The following is a 17,648-nucleotide window of genomic DNA, read 5'->3' on the forward strand; positions in this document are numbered from 1 at the left end:
TTTGGGAGAGGGTTGGGGTGAGGGGCAGAACGCAACCTCCCATATTGGAGAAAAGAGATGACACCTGAATCGGTAATGGCGCTGGGTACGGAAGCGATGAAAGTGGCGCTGGCGCTGGCCGCCCCGCTGCTGTTGGCCGCGCTGTTCAGCGGGCTGATCGTCAGCCTGTTGCAGGCCGCCACGCAAATTAACGAAATGACGCTGTCGTTCATTCCCAAAATTCTCTCCGTGGTCGCTACCCTGATCGTTGCCGGGCCGTGGATGCTCAACCTGCTGCTGGACTACATGCGCATGCTGTTCAGCAACCTGCCAAACCTGATCGGCTAACCATGCTGACCTTTGACAGCGCCCAACTCAGCGTCTGGCTCAGCCAGTTCTTCTGGCCTCTGCTACGCGTCCTGGCGCTGCTTAGCACCGCCCCGCTGTTCAGTGAAAAGCAGATCTCCAAGCGGGTGAAAATCGGCCTGGGCGGTCTGATCGTTTTGCTGATCGCTCCCACTCTGCCCACCAGCAATATCCCCCTGTTTTCCGTCACCGGCCTGTGGCTGGCCGTGCAGCAGATCCTGATAGGTGTGGCGATCGGTTTGACGATGCAGTTCGCCTTTGCGGCGGTGCGCCTGGCGGGTGAGGTGATCGGCATGCAGATGGGGTTGTCCTTTGCCACCTTCTTCGATCCCTCCGGCGGCCCCAATACGCCGCTGTTGGCGCGCCTGCTGAACCTGCTGGCGATGCTATTGTTCCTAACCTTCGATGGTCACCTGTGGCTGATCTCGCTGCTGGCAGACAGTTTCCATACCCTGCCGATCCAGGCGCGGCCGCTGAACGGCAACGGTTTCCTGGCGCTGACCCAAGCGGGAACGCTGATCTTCATTAACGGTATGATGCTGGCGCTGCCGCTGATCTGCCTGCTGCTGACGCTGAACCTGGCGCTTGGCCTGCTCAACCGCGTTACCCCACAGCTTTCAGTGTTTGTGATCGGTTTCCCGGTCACATTAACCATCGGCATGTTGACCCTTGGCATGATGATGCCGATGCTGGCCCCCTTCTGCGAGCACCTGTTCGGTGAGTTTTTCGATCGACTGGCGGCGGTGATCGGCGGCATGACCCCTTAACGCTGAGGTTACCCGCGAGACAAACTAGCAGGGAAAGATATTTTCCGAGATAAAAAGTTGAAAAAGCGAAATTAACCAGATTTAGCGGCGATTATTCTGCCGGGCTTGAATAATAAAATACCCCCCTTAGAATGGCCTCATTAAATAAATCCCATGCCGTATAAAAAAGCGGTAAAAGACCATTAAATGGGTCACGTGATTTATTAACACTAACGGAACACCAAGAAAATAAAATAACCGCACTTTAGGGCGGCGGAATTTTATTTATCTCAATATAGCCAGGAGCATCAAATGAAAGCGAAAACTAACAGGAAAGCACGCAGAGCCTTGGGCATGGCGCATTGGACCACTAATCGCATTCAGATCACGGCGTCCGCCTGCGGAAAAATCTGGACCGTAGCCAAAAAGAAAAAATAATCTGTTTTTAATGCGTGACGTTAAAAATAGCATGATCGCTTATCCAGCCTGAATATCCTGACGTTTCCCGCCGTTAAATCAGGCTGTGCAAAAACGGCACTGCGCTCTATATCCACGTTATAGGGCGCAGTGCCCTATACCCTGAATATAGACATTATCTAGAATTAATACCCTATGGATTTCAAGCTGCAGCGTTGTTACCTGCAGCTTGAAAGACGACGGGTATTATCGATTCATTTGAAATAGCGACATCCCTTGCATATCGCTGAAGGTCTTATACGATGCCTGCAAGGCCGCCTGTTGCATGTAGTAAGACGAGATCGCCTCCACCACATCCGCCTCAACCAGCGCGGTCAGCTGATTTTTGTTAGCCGTATTGTTTTCGATACCGATGCTGTCCAGCACGTCCAACTCTTGCAGTTGAGTCCCCAGCACCGCGTTGGTGCTCAGCACGTTGTTATAGCTGTTATCCAGACCACGGGTTGCCTTATCGAGCGCCGCCGTCACCTGTGCGCGAGTAGCCTCATCGGCCCCTTGCAGCGGGGTTTTCAACGCTTTCAGCGCCGTGTCGATACTCTCGAACACGTTTGTTTCGGAAACGCTGCCGTCCGGCTCCGGTTTGATATTGCTGGTCAGCGACATAAATATCGAGCTGCCGGTGTGTCCCACTGTCATGGTGCGGTTGGCATCCACTTTCTGCTCAATGGCCGAGTTGCTGCCCTGATAAACCACCTTGCCGCCCTGCTCGACAAACGGGGCTTTGTCATTGGCAAAACCAGCAAAAATGAAACGGCCGTTACCGTCGGTACTGTTGGCCTGGCTGAGTAGCTGATCTTTCAGCCCCTGCAACTGGGTGGCCAAAGAGTCACGGTCATTATCGCTGAGCGTGCCGTCACCGGCGTTGACGATCAGCGTTTTCATGTCCTTGATGCCGTCGGCAGCGCTACGCAGCACGGTTTCTTCCATCGAGATATTCTGACGGGCAAAGGTGCGCGCCAGCGCGTACTGGCTGTTTTCTGACATCGACTGCGAGATCATCACCGCCTGTGACGCCGCTAACGGATCGTCCGAAGGGTAAAGCACGCGCTTGCCGCTGGAAAGCTGCTGCCCGGACTGCATCCACAGAGACTGATTATTGGTGACCCCCGACAGATTCTGCTGGTAGATCATGCTGGTGCTCATGCGCATGGGTTGGATTCCTCACTAAGGGCATCCGCAGCCGGTATACCGGCTGCAGTTAACGGTAAAATCAACGAATATTCAGTATGGCGTCAAACAACGAGCTGGCGGTCTGGATCACCTGCGCATTGGCCATGTAATACTGTTGGAAACGCAGCAATTCGCCGTACTCTTCGTCCAGGTTAACCCCGGAGATGGACTGCTGTTGGGTTTGCAATTGGGTCACAATATTGGTTTGTGCGGTGGCGTTGACCTTGGCGGTAGCGGTCTGGTTACCCACGCTGCTGACCAATCCGGCATAGGCCCCGCTCAAGGTTGCTTTACCCTCCACCACTTTGGCGGTTTGCAGATCGAGCAGTTTCTTGACGTTGTCGTTATCACCCTTACCGCCATCTTCCGTTCCTGCGGCTGCAAACTTGGCCGAGTCGCTGATCGCGACCTTCAGGGTTCCGGCCACATCGCTAACCGGCTTCACGGTAAAGCTGTCATTCTTTTGCGCGTTGCCCGTCACGCCGACCTGCAGGCCATCAAAGCTCAGCGTCGGTTTGCCATCCGCATCAGTGCCTGCGGTGGCAGGCACTTTGACGTTGTCGGACAGGCGCGTAACCTGCCAGTTGGCACCGTCAAACTCCATGCGGTAGTCGCTGGCCTTGACCTTGCTGGTATCGGTAAAGGAGACCGACAGCGAGGCATTGCCGGTGTTATTGGTATTGTTGACCGTACGCCCACCCGAGAAGCTGAAGAAATCTTCCCCCGGATCGCCGTTGATATCAAAGCCTTCGCGATGCTGCTGGTTAAAGCTATCGGCCAGCGCCAGGGCCAATTGCCCCAACTGGTTACGTGCGCCGTCCAGTGATTCACTGCGGAACTTCAGCACGCCGCTGACGCTGCCGCTACCAATCTGACTTTCCGGAATTTCGCTAGCGCCATTGCCGCGATCGTAACCCAGCGTCAGGCGGGACGGGTCTTTGCTGGAAGGCATCGCCGTCACCTGATAGGAGGAGTTGCCTTGCACCAGCGTCAAGCCGTTGGCGAAGGTCACGGTATAGGCATCACCGTCCTGCTGAGTGACCTGAACGCCGACCACTTTGTTAAGCTCTGTCACCAACTGATCGCGCTGATCCAGCAAGGCGTTCGGCTCGCTGCCGCCGCTGCTGGCCCGCACCTGGGTGATTTCGTTATTCAAACGGGCGATCTGCTGGCTGTAAGTATTGATCTGGTTGGCGCTGTCGCTCAGTTGCTGATTGACGCCCGCATCCATATCGCGCAGATATTTATCCGCATTGTTGAACTGATTCACCAGGCCGTTGGCCTTGCCTAACACGGTCTGACGGGCTGCGTCATCCCCGGCATTGCTGACAACGTTTTGCAGGTTTTTAAAGAAGTCTTCCATCCCCGATGCCAGGGTGTTGGTTTTGGACGCCAGCAGGTTGTCAATCTGGGAGACTTTTTCGAAGTAGCTGCTCTGGGCCGAAGCTTCGCTTTGCGCTCCGCGCAGCTGGGTCATGATGAACTGGTTATACTCGCGATTGACCGTAGTCACGGTGGCTCCGTTGCCGATAAATCCGTTCATGGTACCCAGGCCGCCGTTTTGCGCCAGGATCGCGGTCTGGCGGTTATAGCCCGCCACGTTGTAGTTGGAAATGTTATTACTGACGGTGCTGAGCGCAACCTGCGCCGCATTCAGGCCACTCATCGCGGTATTGATTAAGCTGTTGGACATAGAGGTTCCTTATGCTGCGGTGCCAGCGGCCCACAGAGGTCAAAAATTGTGCCGGGCGTTGCCATCCAGCCTGTTTGGGTTATCGGCCATCTGACGGCAAACTTGAGTAAAAAAATGGGCGCTGCATGCAACGCCCGACAGCTAAAACAGATCCTGCAAATCGTGGGTATAGGCTTTGGTTACCTGCTCCCCGGCGTTTTTCATCTGCTGGATCATGCTGACCAGCTTTTTGGCATACAGCGGATCGGTCGCATAACCGGCCTTTTGCAGCGCATGTGCCGCCTGCTCGGGGCTGCTGGCACTGGCAACGTTGGCGTAACGCGGGTTGTTGGTCAGCAATTTGACGTAATCCCCAATCGCTTCCATATAAGAGCCATACACGCGGAAGCGTGCCTTGACCTTCTTCGCCACCCCTTCCTCGAACTCGGTAGTGGTGATCTCCGTCACCGGGCCGTCCCAACTGCTACCGGCCTTGATACCAAACAGGTTATAACTGCGTGAGCCATCCGCCGCCGGGATCTCGCGTTGCCCCCAGCCAGACTCCAGCGCGGCCTGCGCCACAATCAACTGGTGCGGAATACCGCTTTGCTGGCTGGCAACCCGTGCCGGAATGGACAACTGCGCCACAAAGTTGCCGTTGCTCAATGGCAAGGGAGGCGCCGAAGGTATTTTGGGCACTGCCCGGCGGACCATCTGCTCCAATGCCTGACGCGGCAAGGTCTGCAACACTTCGTTGTCCAGCGCCATCGGCACCGTCCCTGCGGTTTCGCTTGGGCGGCTGTTTCCGGCGGAGAGCTGCTTGACCATCATGTCCGCCAGCCCCAGGCCTTTCTGCGACATCTGTTGGGCGATCTGCTGATCGTACATCGAGGTATACAGCCGCGTCTGGTCGCTGCTCAACACGCCATCCTGCGGCAATGCCGCACGCATGCTTTTCAGCATCATCTGCACGAACATACCTTCCACCTGCTGGGCCACCTGCTTGATATTGCCCTGCGGATCGGCGGCAACATCGCGCTTCAAGCCGTTTAGCGACTGGGTGTCATAGGCAGCACCCGACATGGCCATCAGATCGCTGCTCATCAGATAATTTCCAGTTTGGCACGCAGGCAACCAGCGCTCTGCATTGCCTGCAAGATAGACATCAGGTCGATCGGCGTCGCCCCCAGCGCATTCAACGCGCGAACCACGTTATTGAGGTTGGCACTGGCGTTCACTTTTTGCAGCGACCCTCCCTGCTGCTGCACGGAAATCTGGGTATTCGGCGTCACCACGGTCTGGCCACCGCCGAATGGCGTATCCGGCTGGCTGACGGTGTTTTGCCGATCGACCACCACCGACAGGTTCCCTTGTGCCACCGCGCAGGAGTCCAGTACCACATCGCGGTTCATTACCACCGAACCGGTCCGGGAGTTGATGATCACTTTGGCATCCATCGCCCCAACGTTAATGCTGATATTCTGAATATCCGCCAGGAAGCGCACTTGCGAACTATTGCCGCGCGGCACCAATACCTGCACGGTACGGGAATCGAGCGGAGAGGCGGTGCCGCCGCCGCGCTGGCGGTTGATGGCGTCGCTGATCTGTTGTGCCAGGGTGAAATCATCGTCGTTCAGTTGCAGGTTGATCACGCCATCCTGGCCGAAGGTGGTCGGCAATTCGCGTTCGATGGAAGCGCCGTTGCTGATACGGCCACCGGCCAACTGATTGACCTGCACGCTGCTGCCCCCGGAGGACGCACCGGCCCCGCCGACCAGCACGTTACCCTGTGCCAACGCATAGACCTGATTATCAACACCTTTCAGCGGTGTCATCAGCAGTGTCCCGCCACGCAGGCTTTTGGCGTTACCCATTGAGGACACCACCACGTCGATATTCTGCCCCGCACGGGAGAACGGCGGCAGCTTGGCAGTTACCATCACCGCCGCCACGTTTTTTAACTGCATGTTGGTGCCTGGCGGAACGGTGATCCCCAACTGCGACAGCATGTTGCTCAGGCTCTGGGTGGTAAACGGGGTTTGCATGGTCTGGTCGCCAGAGCCGTCCAATCCCACGACGAGGCCGTAACCAATCAACGCATTGTCACGTACGCCTTGTACCGTCACCAGATCGCGGATGCGTTCCGCCGTCGCGGGCAGGCAAACCAGCATCATGGACAGTGTGAGAAGTAACTTTTTCAGCATCGGTCAATCCTTAGAACGGTGAAACATTTAAGAAGAAGCGCTGTAGCCACCCCATGGTCTGCGCTTCATTGATATAGCCGTTGCCGACGTATTCAATGCGTGCATCCGCCACCTGGGTGGACGTGACCGAGTTATTGCCACTGATGGTGCGGGGGTTAACCACACCGGAGAAACGGATGAATTCGGTGCCCTGATTGATGGCAATTTGCTTTTCGCCCACCACGTGCAGGTTGCCGTTGGCCAAGACCTGATTGACCGTGACGGTAATGGTGCCGTTAAAGGTGTTGTTGGCGTTCGCCCCCCCCTTGCCGCCGAAGGTGCTGTCGCCGGAGATATCCATGTCGGCTCGCGCGTTACCAAGCAGCCCTTCGAGGTATCGCGGTGAAGTGGCTACGCCAAATTTGCTGGCCCCATTGCGGCTGGCGTTGGCGGATGAACTCTTGCTGGCACTGACGTTTTCTTGCAGCACGATGGTCAGGGTGTCGCCGATATTACGCGGGCGACGATCTTCAAACAGCGGCTGATAGCCGTAGTTCATCGGCTGTACCGTCTGGAAAATCGAACCGTTCGGCACCGGAGCGCCTGCCGGAGCGGGCTGAGCCGTGGTAGCTCCGTCAACCAGGGGGGTATGCGGAATATAGGCACAGCCGCCGACTGTCAGCATCAGCAGCCCGGCCAGGACGCGTTTGCCTTGCTGCGGCACGCTGGCCGCTAAAAAGGTGGTTACCACGGGTATCGCCTTTGTTGCTCAGGATAAGGATTACGGGCGCAGCCTGCTGCGCCCGTCGATTACAGTTGCGTCAGCTTTTGCAGCATCTGGTCAGACGTTGATACCGCTTTGCTGTTGATCTCATAGGCACGCTGGGTCTGGATCATGTTGACCAACTCTTCCGCCACGTTGACGTTAGAGGTTTCAACATAACCCTGATACAACAGGCCTGCCCCGTTGAGGCCAGGGGTACTTTCGTTAGGTGCGCCGGAGCTTTCGGTTTCCTGGTACAGGTTTTCACCCATGCTTTCCAGTCCGCTATCGTTGATAAAGGTGGTCAACGTCAGTTGCCCGACCTGCTGCGCCGCCGTCTGGCCCTGCTGGGTCACGCTGACGATGCCATCACGGCCCACGGTAATGCTCAGGGCGTTGGCCGGAATGGTGATCGCCGGTTGCACCTGAAAACCACTGGCGGTCACCAACTGGCCATTCTGATCGATCTGGAATGAACCATCGCGGGTATAGGCCTGAGTGCCATCCGGTAACACCACCTGGAAGAAGCCCTGCCCCTTGATCGCCACGTCTTTGCTGTTGTTGGTCTGCGACAGATTGCCCTGGCTGTGGATGCGCTCGGTCGCCACCGGGCGTACGCCGGTACCAATCTGCAAACCGGAAGGCAGCGTGGTCTGCTCGGAAGACTGAGCTCCGGGCTGACGCATGGTCTGGTACAGCAGATCTTCAAACACCGCACGCTGGCGTTTAAACCCGTTGGTACTGACGTTCGCCAGGTTGTTGGCGATCACGTCCATATTGGTCTGCTGCGCATCCAGACCGGTTTTGGCAATCCATAAGGATGGGATCATGATTTATTCCTCTGCACTCAGCTCATTGACAGCAATGAGTTGGCGCGCTGTGCGTTTTCATCCACGCTGTGGATGACCTTCATTTGCATTTCGAACCGGCGAGCGTTGGCGATCATATCCACCATCGTCTCCAGCGGTTTGACGTTGCTGCCCTCCAACACTCCCGGCATGATCCGCACTTCGGGATCGTTCGGTAGTTGGTTGCCACGCTGCTGCTGAGCCTCGGCAGTCAGATGGAACAGGCCGTCGTCCCCGCGCACCACTTCCCGCGCATCGGCCTTCACCAGCTTCAAGCGGCCAATCTGGGAAATGGTGTTTGGCGGATCGCCCGGATTTAACGCCGAGATGGTACCGTCCGCCGCCAGCGTCAGTTCTGCCTGCGGCGGGGCTTCGATCGGCCCGCCATCCCCCATCAGCGGCACGCCCTGCACCATCAACTGCCCGGTGGAGGAGATCTGGATGCTGCCGTTACGGCTGTAAGCTTCAGTGCCGTCCGGCAGCCTTAGCGCCAGAAACCCGTCCTGCTGCAATGCCACATCCAGTGGCCGCCCGGTGTAGTTCAGCGGCCCTTGGCTCATGTCTGCCCCAGGCGTCGAAGCTGCCACCAGCGTACGGGTCTGCATGCTTGGCCCATCAACCGGCACTGCACGCAGTGCCGAAAGCTGTGCGCGGAACCCCGGCGTGGAGGCATTGGCCAGGTTGTTGGCCGTGACCGACTGCTGCTCCAGCGTCTGCCGGGCTCCACCCATCGCGGTATAAATCGCGTGATCCATAAATCAATCCTATTAGCGCAGGCTGACCAGCGTTTGCAGGATCGAATCCTGGGTTTTGATGGTTTGCGCGTTTGACTGGTAGTTACGCTGTGCGACGATCATGTTTACCAGTTCCTGACTCAGATCGACGTTGGAAGACTCCAGCGCTCCGCTGGTCAGTGAACCGAAACCGCCACCGCCCGCCAGGCCTACACGTGGCTGACCTGAAGCACCGGTCTCCTTCCAGACGTTATCACCCTGTGAGGCCAGCCCTTCCGGGTTGGAGAAGTTGGTCAACACGATCTGCCCCAACAATTGGGTCTGCTGGTTGTTGTATACCCCGACCACGGTGCCGTCTTTGTTGATCTGGAAGCCCTGGTATTCCCCGGTGGCATAGCCGTCCTGGGAAATCTTGCTGACAGAGTCACTACCAACGTTCTGTTGCAGGCTACCGGCAAAGCTCAGGTTAAAGTTTTGCGCCAGCGCGCCGTCTTTAGCCGACATTGGCACGACCAGGTTGAATGGCGTGGCGCTTGGTTGGCCCTGCGCATTCAGCGTCCCGGTCAGCGTACCGCTGTTGTCAAAGTTCAGGCTGCCCGCTTTGGCAGACGGAGCACCTGTCACGCTGCCGTCCTGGGTGTAAACGTCCCACTTGTTATCAGCCGTTTTAACAAAGTAGGCGTTGATGTTGTGTGCATTGCCCAGGGTGTCGTAGGTGGTAATGGTGTTGACGTAGTTAAACGAGTCGGTCTTGTTGGGATCGAAAGGCGTCACCGCCGGTGGCTTATGGGTCGATTTCAGGTTGGCCACCATATTGCCGCTGGTGCTGGCTTTGGCGTTCATCATGCCTTCAGGGATGCTCAGCGGTACCGGATCGGCCCCCTGCTGGATGGTTGGCGGCGAACCCGCCGCCGGGTAGCCGGTCAGGCTCAACCCTTGCATGTTGGTGATGTTGCGGTTGGCATCCATGATGAACTGCCCATTGCGCGTATAGAAGATGCCGCCATCGGCGTCTTGCATACGGAAGAAGCCGTTCTGGCTGATGGCGATATCCATTGCCCGGTTGGTGTTGGTGGTAGTACCGCCGTTGAAGTTCTGGGTGATCCCCGCCACTTTCACCCCCAGCCCGACCTGCGAGCCAGCAAACATATCGGCAAAGGATACGCTGCCGGATTTAAAGCCATAGGTGGCGGAGTTGGCGATGTTGTTACCAATCACATCCAGGTTGGTTGCAGCCGCGTTTAAACCGCTGACCGCTTGAGAAAAAGCCATGTCGTTCTCCGAAATAGGTCATTTAAAAAGGTGTCTTCAGGATCGAGCGATCCATTGCCAACGTGGAAAATCACTGCGCTTAGTTTGACGAACCCAGTTTGGACAGGATCAGGCGCACGTCATCCAGCGTTGAGGTCCCCGCCACGCCCAGATCCAGTTTTGCTCCATCCGTACCGCGCGTGACGCCGTTAACCATGGCGAAACGCAGTGGCTGCGCCACCAACTGCTCACCACCGTTTTTGGCGTTGATCGCCACGGTGTAAGAGCCATCGGGCGCATTGGTGCCATCCTCCAGCGAACCGTCCCAGGAGAAGGAGTGCACACCGGCGGTCAGCCCGCCCAGATCGATGGTGCGTACCACTTTGCCGGTGGCATCGCTGATGGTCGCCGTGACCGCATCGGCGGTGCGTTCCAGCTCGATGCCAAACGGCGTGGTGCTGACCTTGCCAGCGTCATTTCCCACCAGGATCTCCTTGCCCGGCACCATCACGCCGTGGCCAATCAGCGAACTGGCCTGGATTGACTGGTTGCCGCTGATCTGGCCGGAGATCGACCCCAGCGTGGTGTTGAGCTTCTCGATCCCGCTGACCGTATTGATCTGGGCCAGTTGGGTCGTCAGTTCGTTGTTTTGCATCGGGTTGGTGGGGTCCTGGTTTTTCAACTGGGCCACCAACAGCGTCAGGAAATTGTTGCTCAGATCCTGGCTGGTATTGCCATTCGCACCGCTTTTGGCGCCGGTACCGGCAATGCTGTTGTCGAGTGATTCATTGGTGGTGGCGGCAATGGCCATAAATAAAAGCTCCGGTTACTGACCCAGCGTCAGGGTTTTCATCAACATGGATTTGGTGGTATTCAACACTTCGACGTTGGCCTGATAGCTGCGCGAGGCCGAGATGGTGTTGACCATTTCCCCTACAACATCGACGTTGGGCATCCGCACGTAGCCTTTGGCATCCGCCAGCGGGTTGCCCGGCTGAAACACCAAGCGCTCCGGCGAGGGATCGTCTACTACCTGCGCAACGCGCACGCCACCGGTCGACTGGCCTGGTGCCGCCGCGACCTCAAACACCACCTGTTTGGCCCGATAAGGCTGGCCATCCGGGCCGGTGGCGCTGTCGGCGTTGGCCATATTGCTGGCGCTGACGTTCAGACGTTGGGATTGTGCGGACAGGGCCGAACCGGAAATATCAAAAATATTCAATAACGACATGGAAATTATCCTCCTTGCAGCACGGACATCATGCCTTTGATCTGGCCGTTCAACAGCGTCAGGTCGGTTTGATATTTCAGGCTGTTATCAGCAAAGTTGGTGCGCTCACGGTCCATATCCACCGTGTTGCCATCCAGGGAAGGCTGATCCGGTACGCGGAACAGAAGATCCAGCGACGGTGGCTGCATATTCTGCGCCGGGATATGGCGAGCCGAGGTCAGGCTCAGCGCAACGCCGCTGCCGTTGACGCGCCCCTGTTCCATGACCTTGTTCAGTTGGCTGGCGAAATCGATATCACGAGCCTGATAGCCCGGCGTATCTGCGTTGGCGATGTTGGCCGCCAGGATTTCCTGCCGCTGGGCGCGCAGGTTCAGCGCCTCCTGGCCAAAACGCAGAGCAGCGTCCAATTTGTCGAGCATGCTCCCTCCGCGAGGTTAGAATTTGGAGCCGACAGCATAAACGCCCTACCTGTCAGCCTATCGTGGGAATAAGGGCAAAATGCGTCGCTATTTGTCTGCTTAGCCTGCGCGCGTAACGGTTACACTTGTCCCCCTGTGGTCGCTGCGTCTGTGAGGCAAAATATGAAAAGGATCCTGCTGTGGGTCGGCTTGCTGATCGGCCTGAACGCGCACGCCGAGGGCCTGGACGGACAGGTGGAGAGCTTTATCAAGTCTCAATTTGCCACCAGTACCAACGTGACCGACGTCAAGGTGCTGGTGCGCACGCCAGCAAGCCGTTGGCCGCAGTGCGAATTGCCGCAGCTTTCGATGCCTCAGAATGCTCGCCGCTGGGGTAACATCAGCATCTCGGCCCGTTGTGGCCAGGAGCGACGCTTTATTCAGGCGCAGGTGCAGGTAGCGGGACATTATCTGGTGGCAGCACGGGGGATCAGTGCTGGCAGCAAAATCACGGCCAATGATATCAAGCTGAAAACCGGCCGATTAGACACCCTGCCGGCGCGTACCCTGACCGATAACGCCAAGGCGATCGGAGCCGTCAGCCTGCGCAATATCAGCCCAGGGCAACCCTTGAACATGGTCATGCTGAGACGGGCCTGGGCGATCAAGGCCGGGCAAACGGTACAGGTGATGGCGCAGGGCGATGGATTTAATATCAGCGGCGCAGGGAAAGCGATGAATAACGCCGCCGCCGAAGACAGCGTGCGCGTGCGCATGGCCTCCGGGCAGATTGTCAGCGGCACCGCCAATGACGATGGCACAATTCGTATTACTCTATAAAAAAATAAAGCTTTGCCAATACTTGTCGATAACCAAGTCATAGCAGCATTTATCCGGCCACCAGGGCCACAGATTTGAATTCCCCGTTGCCTCGGCGACGGTGGTACAGATGGAGATTGAACATGAGTATCGATCGTACCCAACGGTTGCAACCCGTACCCACGGTGCATCCGCGAGAAACACAGACAGACAGCACGTTGCAAGCACGTAAAAAGGTATCGACGGAAACTGCGGTCAGCGGCACCCAGGTTAAGCTGAGTGATGCACAGGCTCGCCTGATGCAGCCGGGTAGCCAAGATATCAATATGGAGCGAGTGGAAAGCATCAAGCAAGCGATCCGCAACGGCGAATTGAAGATGGATACCGGCAAGATTGCCGACGCCTTGTTACAAGACGTGCAAAGCGAATGGCAGTCCGGCGCCGATCGGGGTTAACACCAAGGGTGAGTCATTGATATGGAAAACCTGGCACAACTGCTGGATAAGCTGCTGGACACCTTGCAGGCATTAGGCACGGTGCAGACGGAGGAGCACACTTTACTGTGCTCGAAAACCTTGGCTGGCGTGGCTCTGCAACGCGTGACCGATGCTAAAAGCCAACTGCTGGCGACGGTCAATTATCTGGACCAACAGCGGCTGGAGATGGAGCGGCTGCAATACTGCCAGGCACCTTATGATGGCCAACCGCAGTTGGCGACCCGCTGGCAGCAAGTGCAACAGCAAAGCCTGCAACTGCGCGAACAGAATCACCATAACGGCATGCTGCTCAATCATCATATTGAGCACAATACGCAGGCACTGGCGATTTTAAACAAGCAAAATAAATCGCTGTACGGCCCCGATGGCCAGTCCCGCGCGGGGAGCCTGCTGGGCCGTAAGATTGGGGTTTAAGCACGGCCCCTCACCCTAGCCCTCTCCTAAAAGGAGAGGGGACAGAACGTGCCACAACTCTGCTACTGAGTCTGCATCTCATACCATTTTCCCACAATTTCATTTGCACCTGAACTAGCGCCAGCTGGAATTGGCTCCTGTACCTAACTGTACGAGGATCGCTTTATCGTGGTTGCCAGCCAGTTGCTGGCGCGAGATTTGTTACAACGCGGCGTATTAACCGCGCCGTTCGAGATGTCATTACCCGGTGCCCGCGATTACCTGGTCACCACGGAAGAAAACGCGCAGCGCGCCGATATCATGAAGTTGCGTGACTGGCTGTTAAGGCAAATCGCACCAGGGTGACCGCTCGTCCTCACTCATAATTCACAATCACCTGATTAGAGATCGCCCGCAGCGGAGGATTTAACGCGCCGCGAGACTGCACGTAATAAATGAAGCGGAACTCGCTGTCTGCGGGAAGACCGTTGAAGGCCTCACTACGGCCGCTGCCCGCACCTAGAGGCAAGCAACGTGACGAGGTACAAAGCTGTACCTGTAATCCGGCTGGCGCACCTGCCAGCAACTGATAACGCCAGCTTACGCTGGTCACCCGAGCATCCGCCGCCGGTGGATTAGCTGGCCGCAGGCTGGGGGAAACATCACGCACGCTCCCCGTTTCCAGCGTGACGCCGCTGGCATCGGCGGCCCAAGAGCCCGACACCGCCTGCGCAGCCAATGGAGCGAACAACACTAACAAAGGAAGGAAAGTTTTCATCAGGCGGCTCCTATGGTTGAGGTCATGCGGATCTGACGTTCGTCGTTGATTTCCAGGTTCGACAGCACCACCAACTGCGGCAAGGTGCGGCGCAGGAAGCGGGCCAGCAGGGCACGTAACGCATGGTTTACCAGCAGCACCGGCGGTGCACTGAGCATTTCCTGACGCTGCAGCGCCTGTTTGGCCTGATCCAACAAGCGGTCCGCCAGACCCGGTTCAAGACCTCCGCCCCCCTGCAGAGCCTGCAACAGCAGGCGCTCAAGCGGCGTATCCAGACCAATGACCTGGATCTCACCGTTACCAGGGAACCACTGCTGGGTGATGGCCCGCCCAAGAGCCACGCGCACCACGGAGGTCAGTTCGAAAGGATCGCTTTGCGTTGGCGCATGTTCCGCCAGCGTTTCTATAATGGTACGCATATCGCGAATCGACACTCTTTCGGCCAGCAGATTCTGTAGCACCTTGTGCAACGTGGTCAGCGAAACGACTCCTGGTACAAAATCCTCCGTCAGCTTCGGCATCTCCTGCGAGACACGATCCAACAACTGCTGGGTTTCCTGGCGGCCAAACAGCTCGCTGGCAAACTGACCAAGCAAATGGTTAAGGTGAGTGGCGACTACGGTGCTGGCTTCCACCACCGTGAACCCCTGGATCTGCGCCTGTTCACGCAGTGCGCTATCGATCCACACCGCCTCCAGCCCGAAGGCCGGATCGACGGTTTGGTCACCGGCCAGCTCACCCACCGCATTGCCCGGATTTATCGCCAGCCAGCGCCCCGGATGTGCTTCACCGCTGCCGATCTCCACCCCTTTCATCAGAATGCGGTAACTGGCCGCCGACAGTTCGAGGTTGTCGCGAATATGCACCACCGGCGGCAGATAGCCGGTATCCTGAGCAAATTTTTTACGGATGCCACGAATACGCCCCAGCAGCTCGCCGTTTTGCTGAAAGTCCACCATGGGGATCAGGCGGTAACCGACTTCCATGCCCAACGGATCCTCCAGCTGTACATCTGACCAACTGGCCTCCACCGCCTGCGGATTTTCCTGCGGCAGCGGCGGCTCTTTGACTTTCGGCGCCTGCTGTTCACGCCCGCGTAACCGCCAGGCCAGCGCCAGCAGTGCCGCCGTGAACAGCAGGAACACCAGGTTTGGCATACCAGGAACCATCCCCAACAGCCCCAATACCCCAGCACTCAACACCATCACACGCGGATTGTTGAACAGCTGGTTGACCATCTGCTCGCCAACGTCTTCATCGGTCGCTACGCGGGTGACGATCACACCGGCCGCCGTCGAAATCACCAACGCAGGGATCTGGGCGACCAGGCCATCACCGATGGTCAGTAAGGTATAGGTTTCAGCCGCGGTACCCAACTCCATACCGTGCTGGATCACGCCGACCAACAGGCCACCCACCACGTTAATCACCATGATCATCAAGCCTGCTACCGCGTCACCGCGCACAAACTTGCTGGCACCGTCCATCGAACCGTAGAAATCCGCTTCCTGCGTCACTTCGGAGCGGCGCTTTTTAGCCTCGTCTTCGCCGATCAACCCGGCGTTCAGATCGGCATCGATCGCCATCTGTTTGCCCGGCATCCCGTCAAGGACAAAACGAGCGCCCACTTCGGCAATACGCCCGGCCCCTTTGGTGATCACCATAAAGTTGATCAGCACCAGAATGATGAACACCACGATACCAATGGCAAAGTTGCCGCCCACCAGGAAGTGACCGAACGCTTCAACCACCCGCCCCGCGGCCGCCGCGCCGGTATGCCCTTCCATCAGGATGATCCTCGTGGAAGCGACGTTCAGCGATAGGCGTAACAGAGTTGAGAACAGCAGAATGGTCGGGAAGGCGGCGAACTCCAGCGTCCGCTGGGTAAACATCGCCACCAACAGCACCATAATCGACAAGGCAATATTGAAGGTAAACAGCAAATCGAGGATAAATGCCGGTAACGGCAGCACCATCATCGACAGGATCATCAGGATCAGTATCGGGCCAGCCAGCACCTGCCACTGCGTATCTTTAAAATTACCCGGCAAACGAAGCAGGGAGGCCAAATTAGCCATCTGAGTTATTCTCTCCAGCAAAATCCAGTGCTTCAGGCACCGGTAAACGTTGAGGTTTTTTCGGGATCAGGCCACCTTCACGCTGCCAACGGCGCAGCTGGTAGACCCAGGCCAGGACCTCGGCCACGGCGGCATACAAGGTCGTGGGAATGTGTTGCCCAATCTCACTGTGACGGTATAGCGCCCGCGCCAGCGGCGGAGCTTCCAGAGTCGGGATACGGTGTTCATTCGCCAATTCGCGGATACGCAAGGCGATCTCCCCAGCCCCTTTGGCAAGGACTTTTGGCGCGCTCATGTTCTTGTCGTTGTATTGCAATGCCACGGCGTAATGTGTCGGGTTGGTGACAATCACGTCGGCCTTCGGCACGTCGGACATCATGCGGCGGCGAGAGATGGCCCGCTGTTGCTGGCGAATACGCCCTTTGACATGAGGATCGCCCTCCTGCTGCTTATGTTCGTCGCGGATTTCCTGCTTGGTCATCTTCAATTTCTTGAAGTGGCTCCATAGCTGATAAAACACGTCGAAGGCCACCATCGGCACCAGCCCAAGGACGATCAGCATGCCGCAGAAGATCACAATCTGTAGCGCATTGCGCAGTGCGTCCTGCGGTTGCTGAGTGACCAGATGCAGCATCGCCGCCCAGTTGTGCCACAGGTAAAGCCCGGCTACCCAACCCACCAGCGTCGCTTTGAGAATGGCCTTCAACAACTCTGCCAACACCTGGGTGGAGAACATCCGTTTTAATCCGGAGATCGGGTTCATGCGCTTGGCATCAAACTTAAGGCTGAAGCCCACGCCACCCAGCAGCATCGGGGCCGACAGCGCCACCAGCACCAATCCAGCGAGGATCGGCATCAGCGCCCACACCGCCTGACGCAGCAGCATGGCAAACTGGCGCAGCATCTGCTTATCGTTGCTGACCATGTTGTGATCAAAATGCAGCCCTTCCGATAACATCCTCGCCAACTGTTGCGCGATATGGCCGCCCGCTACCCACAAGATCGACAACCCCGCGATCAGCATCAGGATCGAAGTCAGTTCACGCGAACGCGCAATCTGGCCCTCTTCACGCGCCTTTTCCAGCCGGTGGGGTGTGGGGGCCTCAGTTTTTTCCATATCACTGTCTTCGGCCAAGGCGAGGGTTCCCATGCGTGCGAAGAATAGAATTGCCGCCAGCATGCCAAAAAAATGCAGATTTCATTGCGGGAACAACGGCGCAAAAGGCCGGTTATTTCGGGGATGGGCTAGCGAAAAGATTTAGGGC

At 57.3% G+C, this 17,648-nt stretch carries 20 protein-coding genes and 1 pseudogene; 7 read left to right on the forward strand and 14 right to left on the reverse strand.

Translation table 11 applies throughout. The annotated features are described in order from the left end of the window. Positions 1–57: 57 nt before the first annotated feature. The 3 genes from fliQ (at position 58) to sra (ending at position 1,529) form a co-directional block, all read left to right on the forward strand. Positions 58–327: a flagellar biosynthesis protein FliQ gene (fliQ, locus tag N6G83_RS48655; RefSeq protein WP_021180950.1), complete on the forward strand. Its 270-nt coding sequence runs from the start codon at positions 58–60 to the stop codon at positions 325–327. Positions 328–329: 2 nt separating this feature from the next. Then, entirely contained in the window at positions 330–1,112 is a 783-nt protein-coding gene (gene fliR / locus N6G83_RS48660) for a flagellar biosynthetic protein FliR (RefSeq protein ID WP_211136244.1), read from the forward strand. A 291-nt stretch (positions 1,113–1,403) separates the two neighbouring features. Then, positions 1,404–1,529, forward strand: a complete 126-nt coding sequence (gene sra / locus N6G83_RS48665; protein ID WP_098930689.1) for a stationary-phase-induced ribosome-associated protein — start codon at positions 1,404–1,406, stop codon at positions 1,527–1,529. Between the two features lie 225 nt (positions 1,530–1,754). Here the strand turns inward: sra and flgL are convergent, their stop codons facing one another. The 11 genes from flgL to flgB all read right to left on the reverse strand — a co-directional run bounded on the left by flgL (position 1,755) and on the right by flgB (position 11,839). Continuing rightward, on the reverse strand, positions 1,755–2,717 hold the full coding sequence (gene flgL, locus N6G83_RS48670) for a flagellar hook-associated protein FlgL (protein WP_211136243.1): 963 nt from the start codon (positions 2,715–2,717) through the stop codon (positions 1,755–1,757). Between the two features lie 61 nt (positions 2,718–2,778). Then, positions 2,779–4,431 (reverse strand): flagellar hook-associated protein FlgK, encoded by a 1,653-nt coding sequence (gene flgK, locus N6G83_RS48675; RefSeq protein WP_024528897.1) that lies wholly within the window; start codon positions 4,429–4,431, stop codon positions 2,779–2,781. Between the two features lie 141 nt (positions 4,432–4,572). Next, entirely contained in the window at positions 4,573–5,514 is a 942-nt protein-coding gene (gene flgJ / locus N6G83_RS48680; RefSeq protein ID WP_074028529.1) for a flagellar assembly peptidoglycan hydrolase FlgJ, read from the reverse strand. Continuing rightward, positions 5,514–6,614 carry a flagellar basal body P-ring protein FlgI gene (locus N6G83_RS48685; RefSeq protein WP_021180945.1) on the reverse strand — a complete coding sequence of 367 codons (1,101 nt, stop codon included), beginning with the start codon at positions 6,612–6,614 and terminating at the stop codon, positions 5,514–5,516. Before N6G83_RS48685 ends, flgJ begins: the two co-directional genes overlap by 1 nt. 10 nt (positions 6,615–6,624) lie before the next feature. Continuing rightward, entirely contained in the window at positions 6,625–7,278 is a 654-nt protein-coding gene (locus N6G83_RS48690) for a flagellar basal body L-ring protein FlgH (protein WP_051363241.1), read from the reverse strand. Between the two features lie 125 nt (positions 7,279–7,403). Next, on the reverse strand, positions 7,404–8,186 hold the full coding sequence (flgG, locus tag N6G83_RS48695) for a flagellar basal-body rod protein FlgG (RefSeq protein WP_021180943.1): 783 nt from the start codon (positions 8,184–8,186) through the stop codon (positions 7,404–7,406). Positions 8,187–8,203: 17 nt separating this feature from the next. Further along, entirely contained in the window at positions 8,204–8,959 is a 756-nt protein-coding gene (locus tag N6G83_RS48700; RefSeq protein WP_024528900.1) for a flagellar basal body rod protein FlgF, read from the reverse strand. Positions 8,960–8,971: 12 nt separating this feature from the next. Continuing rightward, a complete protein-coding gene (gene flgE, locus N6G83_RS48705; protein WP_211136242.1) occupies positions 8,972–10,210 on the reverse strand; it encodes a flagellar hook protein FlgE in 1,239 nt (412 codons plus the stop codon). A gap of 79 nt (positions 10,211–10,289) precedes the next feature. Further along, on the reverse strand, positions 10,290–11,000 hold the full coding sequence (gene flgD, locus N6G83_RS48710) for a flagellar hook assembly protein FlgD (protein ID WP_024528902.1): 711 nt from the start codon (positions 10,998–11,000) through the stop codon (positions 10,290–10,292). Positions 11,001–11,015: 15 nt separating this feature from the next. Further along, on the reverse strand, positions 11,016–11,420 hold the full coding sequence (gene flgC, locus N6G83_RS48715) for a flagellar basal body rod protein FlgC (protein WP_021180939.1): 405 nt from the start codon (positions 11,418–11,420) through the stop codon (positions 11,016–11,018). A gap of 5 nt (positions 11,421–11,425) precedes the next feature. Further along, positions 11,426–11,839 carry a flagellar basal body rod protein FlgB gene (gene flgB, locus N6G83_RS48720; RefSeq protein WP_211136241.1) on the reverse strand — a complete coding sequence of 138 codons (414 nt, stop codon included), beginning with the start codon at positions 11,837–11,839 and terminating at the stop codon, positions 11,426–11,428. Positions 11,840–12,001: 162 nt separating this feature from the next. Here flgB and flgA point away from each other — a divergent pair, with 162 nt between their 5' ends. The 4 genes and pseudogenes from flgA to N6G83_RS48740 all read left to right on the forward strand — a co-directional run. Next, positions 12,002–12,658 (forward strand): flagellar basal body P-ring formation chaperone FlgA, encoded by a 657-nt coding sequence (gene flgA, locus N6G83_RS48725; protein ID WP_211136240.1) that lies wholly within the window; start codon positions 12,002–12,004, stop codon positions 12,656–12,658. Between the two features lie 122 nt (positions 12,659–12,780). Further along, positions 12,781–13,092 (forward strand): flagellar biosynthesis anti-sigma factor FlgM, encoded by a 312-nt coding sequence (flgM, locus tag N6G83_RS48730; protein ID WP_024528905.1) that lies wholly within the window; start codon positions 12,781–12,783, stop codon positions 13,090–13,092. A gap of 21 nt (positions 13,093–13,113) precedes the next feature. Beyond that, on the forward strand, positions 13,114–13,548 hold the full coding sequence (locus tag N6G83_RS48735) for a flagella synthesis protein FlgN (RefSeq protein ID WP_211136239.1): 435 nt from the start codon (positions 13,114–13,116) through the stop codon (positions 13,546–13,548). A gap of 165 nt (positions 13,549–13,713) precedes the next feature. Next, a pseudogene (locus N6G83_RS48740) lies at positions 13,714–13,893 on the forward strand (LysR family transcriptional regulator); the annotation flags it as partial. Between the two features lie 10 nt (positions 13,894–13,903). On the opposite strand, the gene N6G83_RS48745 reads toward N6G83_RS48740, so the two are convergent. Genes N6G83_RS48745 through flhB form a run of 3 tightly spaced genes read right to left on the reverse strand, consistent with a single transcriptional unit; the run spans position 13,904 to position 17,518 of the window. Beyond that, a complete protein-coding gene (locus N6G83_RS48745; RefSeq protein ID WP_211136238.1) occupies positions 13,904–14,305 on the reverse strand; it encodes a flagellar protein FlhE in 402 nt (133 codons plus the stop codon). Beyond that, positions 14,305–16,383 (reverse strand): flagellar biosynthesis protein FlhA, encoded by a 2,079-nt coding sequence (gene flhA, locus N6G83_RS48750; RefSeq protein WP_211136237.1) that lies wholly within the window; start codon positions 16,381–16,383, stop codon positions 14,305–14,307. The genes N6G83_RS48745 and flhA overlap by 1 nt, the downstream gene beginning before the upstream one ends. Next, a complete protein-coding gene (gene flhB / locus N6G83_RS48755) occupies positions 16,376–17,518 on the reverse strand; it encodes a flagellar biosynthesis protein FlhB (RefSeq protein WP_065684263.1) in 1,143 nt (380 codons plus the stop codon). The genes flhA and flhB overlap by 8 nt, the downstream gene beginning before the upstream one ends. Positions 17,519–17,648: the final 130 nt, after the last annotated feature.

This window comes from Serratia sp. PL7 (assembly GCF_945957435.1).

What these genes read in the sequence shown, in the direction of transcription:
- flgB (WP_211136241.1), bottom strand. Translation starts at nt 11,839, where the DNA reads ATGCTCGACAAATTGGACGCTGCTCTGCGTTTTGGCCAGGAGGCGCTG.
- N6G83_RS48690 (WP_051363241.1), bottom strand. Translation starts at nt 7,278, where the DNA reads ATGCTGACAGTCGGCGGCTGTGCCTATATTCCGCATACCCCCCTGGTT.
- N6G83_RS48700 (WP_024528900.1), bottom strand. Translation starts at nt 8,959, where the DNA reads ATGGATCACGCGATTTATACCGCGATGGGTGGAGCCCGGCAGACGCTG.
- flgL (WP_211136243.1), bottom strand. Translation starts at nt 2,717, where the DNA reads ATGCGCATGAGCACCAGCATGATCTACCAGCAGAATCTGTCGGGGGTC.
- flhA (WP_211136237.1), bottom strand. Translation starts at nt 16,383, where the DNA reads ATGGCTAATTTGGCCTCCCTGCTTCGTTTGCCGGGTAATTTTAAAGAT.
- N6G83_RS48685 (WP_021180945.1), bottom strand. Translation starts at nt 6,614, where the DNA reads ATGCTGAAAAAGTTACTTCTCACACTGTCCATGATGCTGGTTTGCCTG.
- flgA (WP_211136240.1), top strand. Translation starts at nt 12,002, where the DNA reads ATGAAAAGGATCCTGCTGTGGGTCGGCTTGCTGATCGGCCTGAACGCG.
- flgE (WP_211136242.1), bottom strand. Translation starts at nt 10,210, where the DNA reads ATGGCTTTTTCTCAAGCGGTCAGCGGTTTAAACGCGGCTGCAACCAAC.
- sra (WP_098930689.1), top strand. Translation starts at nt 1,404, where the DNA reads ATGAAAGCGAAAACTAACAGGAAAGCACGCAGAGCCTTGGGCATGGCG.
- fliQ (WP_021180950.1), top strand. Translation starts at nt 58, where the DNA reads ATGACACCTGAATCGGTAATGGCGCTGGGTACGGAAGCGATGAAAGTG.
- flgM (WP_024528905.1), top strand. Translation starts at nt 12,781, where the DNA reads ATGAGTATCGATCGTACCCAACGGTTGCAACCCGTACCCACGGTGCAT.
- flgK (WP_024528897.1), bottom strand. Translation starts at nt 4,431, where the DNA reads ATGTCCAACAGCTTAATCAATACCGCGATGAGTGGCCTGAATGCGGCG.
- N6G83_RS48745 (WP_211136238.1), bottom strand. Translation starts at nt 14,305, where the DNA reads ATGAAAACTTTCCTTCCTTTGTTAGTGTTGTTCGCTCCATTGGCTGCG.
- flgJ (WP_074028529.1), bottom strand. Translation starts at nt 5,514, where the DNA reads ATGAGCAGCGATCTGATGGCCATGTCGGGTGCTGCCTATGACACCCAG.
- flgD (WP_024528902.1), bottom strand. Translation starts at nt 11,000, where the DNA reads ATGGCCATTGCCGCCACCACCAATGAATCACTCGACAACAGCATTGCC.
- flgG (WP_021180943.1), bottom strand. Translation starts at nt 8,186, where the DNA reads ATGATCCCATCCTTATGGATTGCCAAAACCGGTCTGGATGCGCAGCAG.
- flgC (WP_021180939.1), bottom strand. Translation starts at nt 11,420, where the DNA reads ATGTCGTTATTGAATATTTTTGATATTTCCGGTTCGGCCCTGTCCGCA.
- N6G83_RS48735 (WP_211136239.1), top strand. Translation starts at nt 13,114, where the DNA reads ATGGAAAACCTGGCACAACTGCTGGATAAGCTGCTGGACACCTTGCAG.
- fliR (WP_211136244.1), top strand. Translation starts at nt 330, where the DNA reads ATGCTGACCTTTGACAGCGCCCAACTCAGCGTCTGGCTCAGCCAGTTC.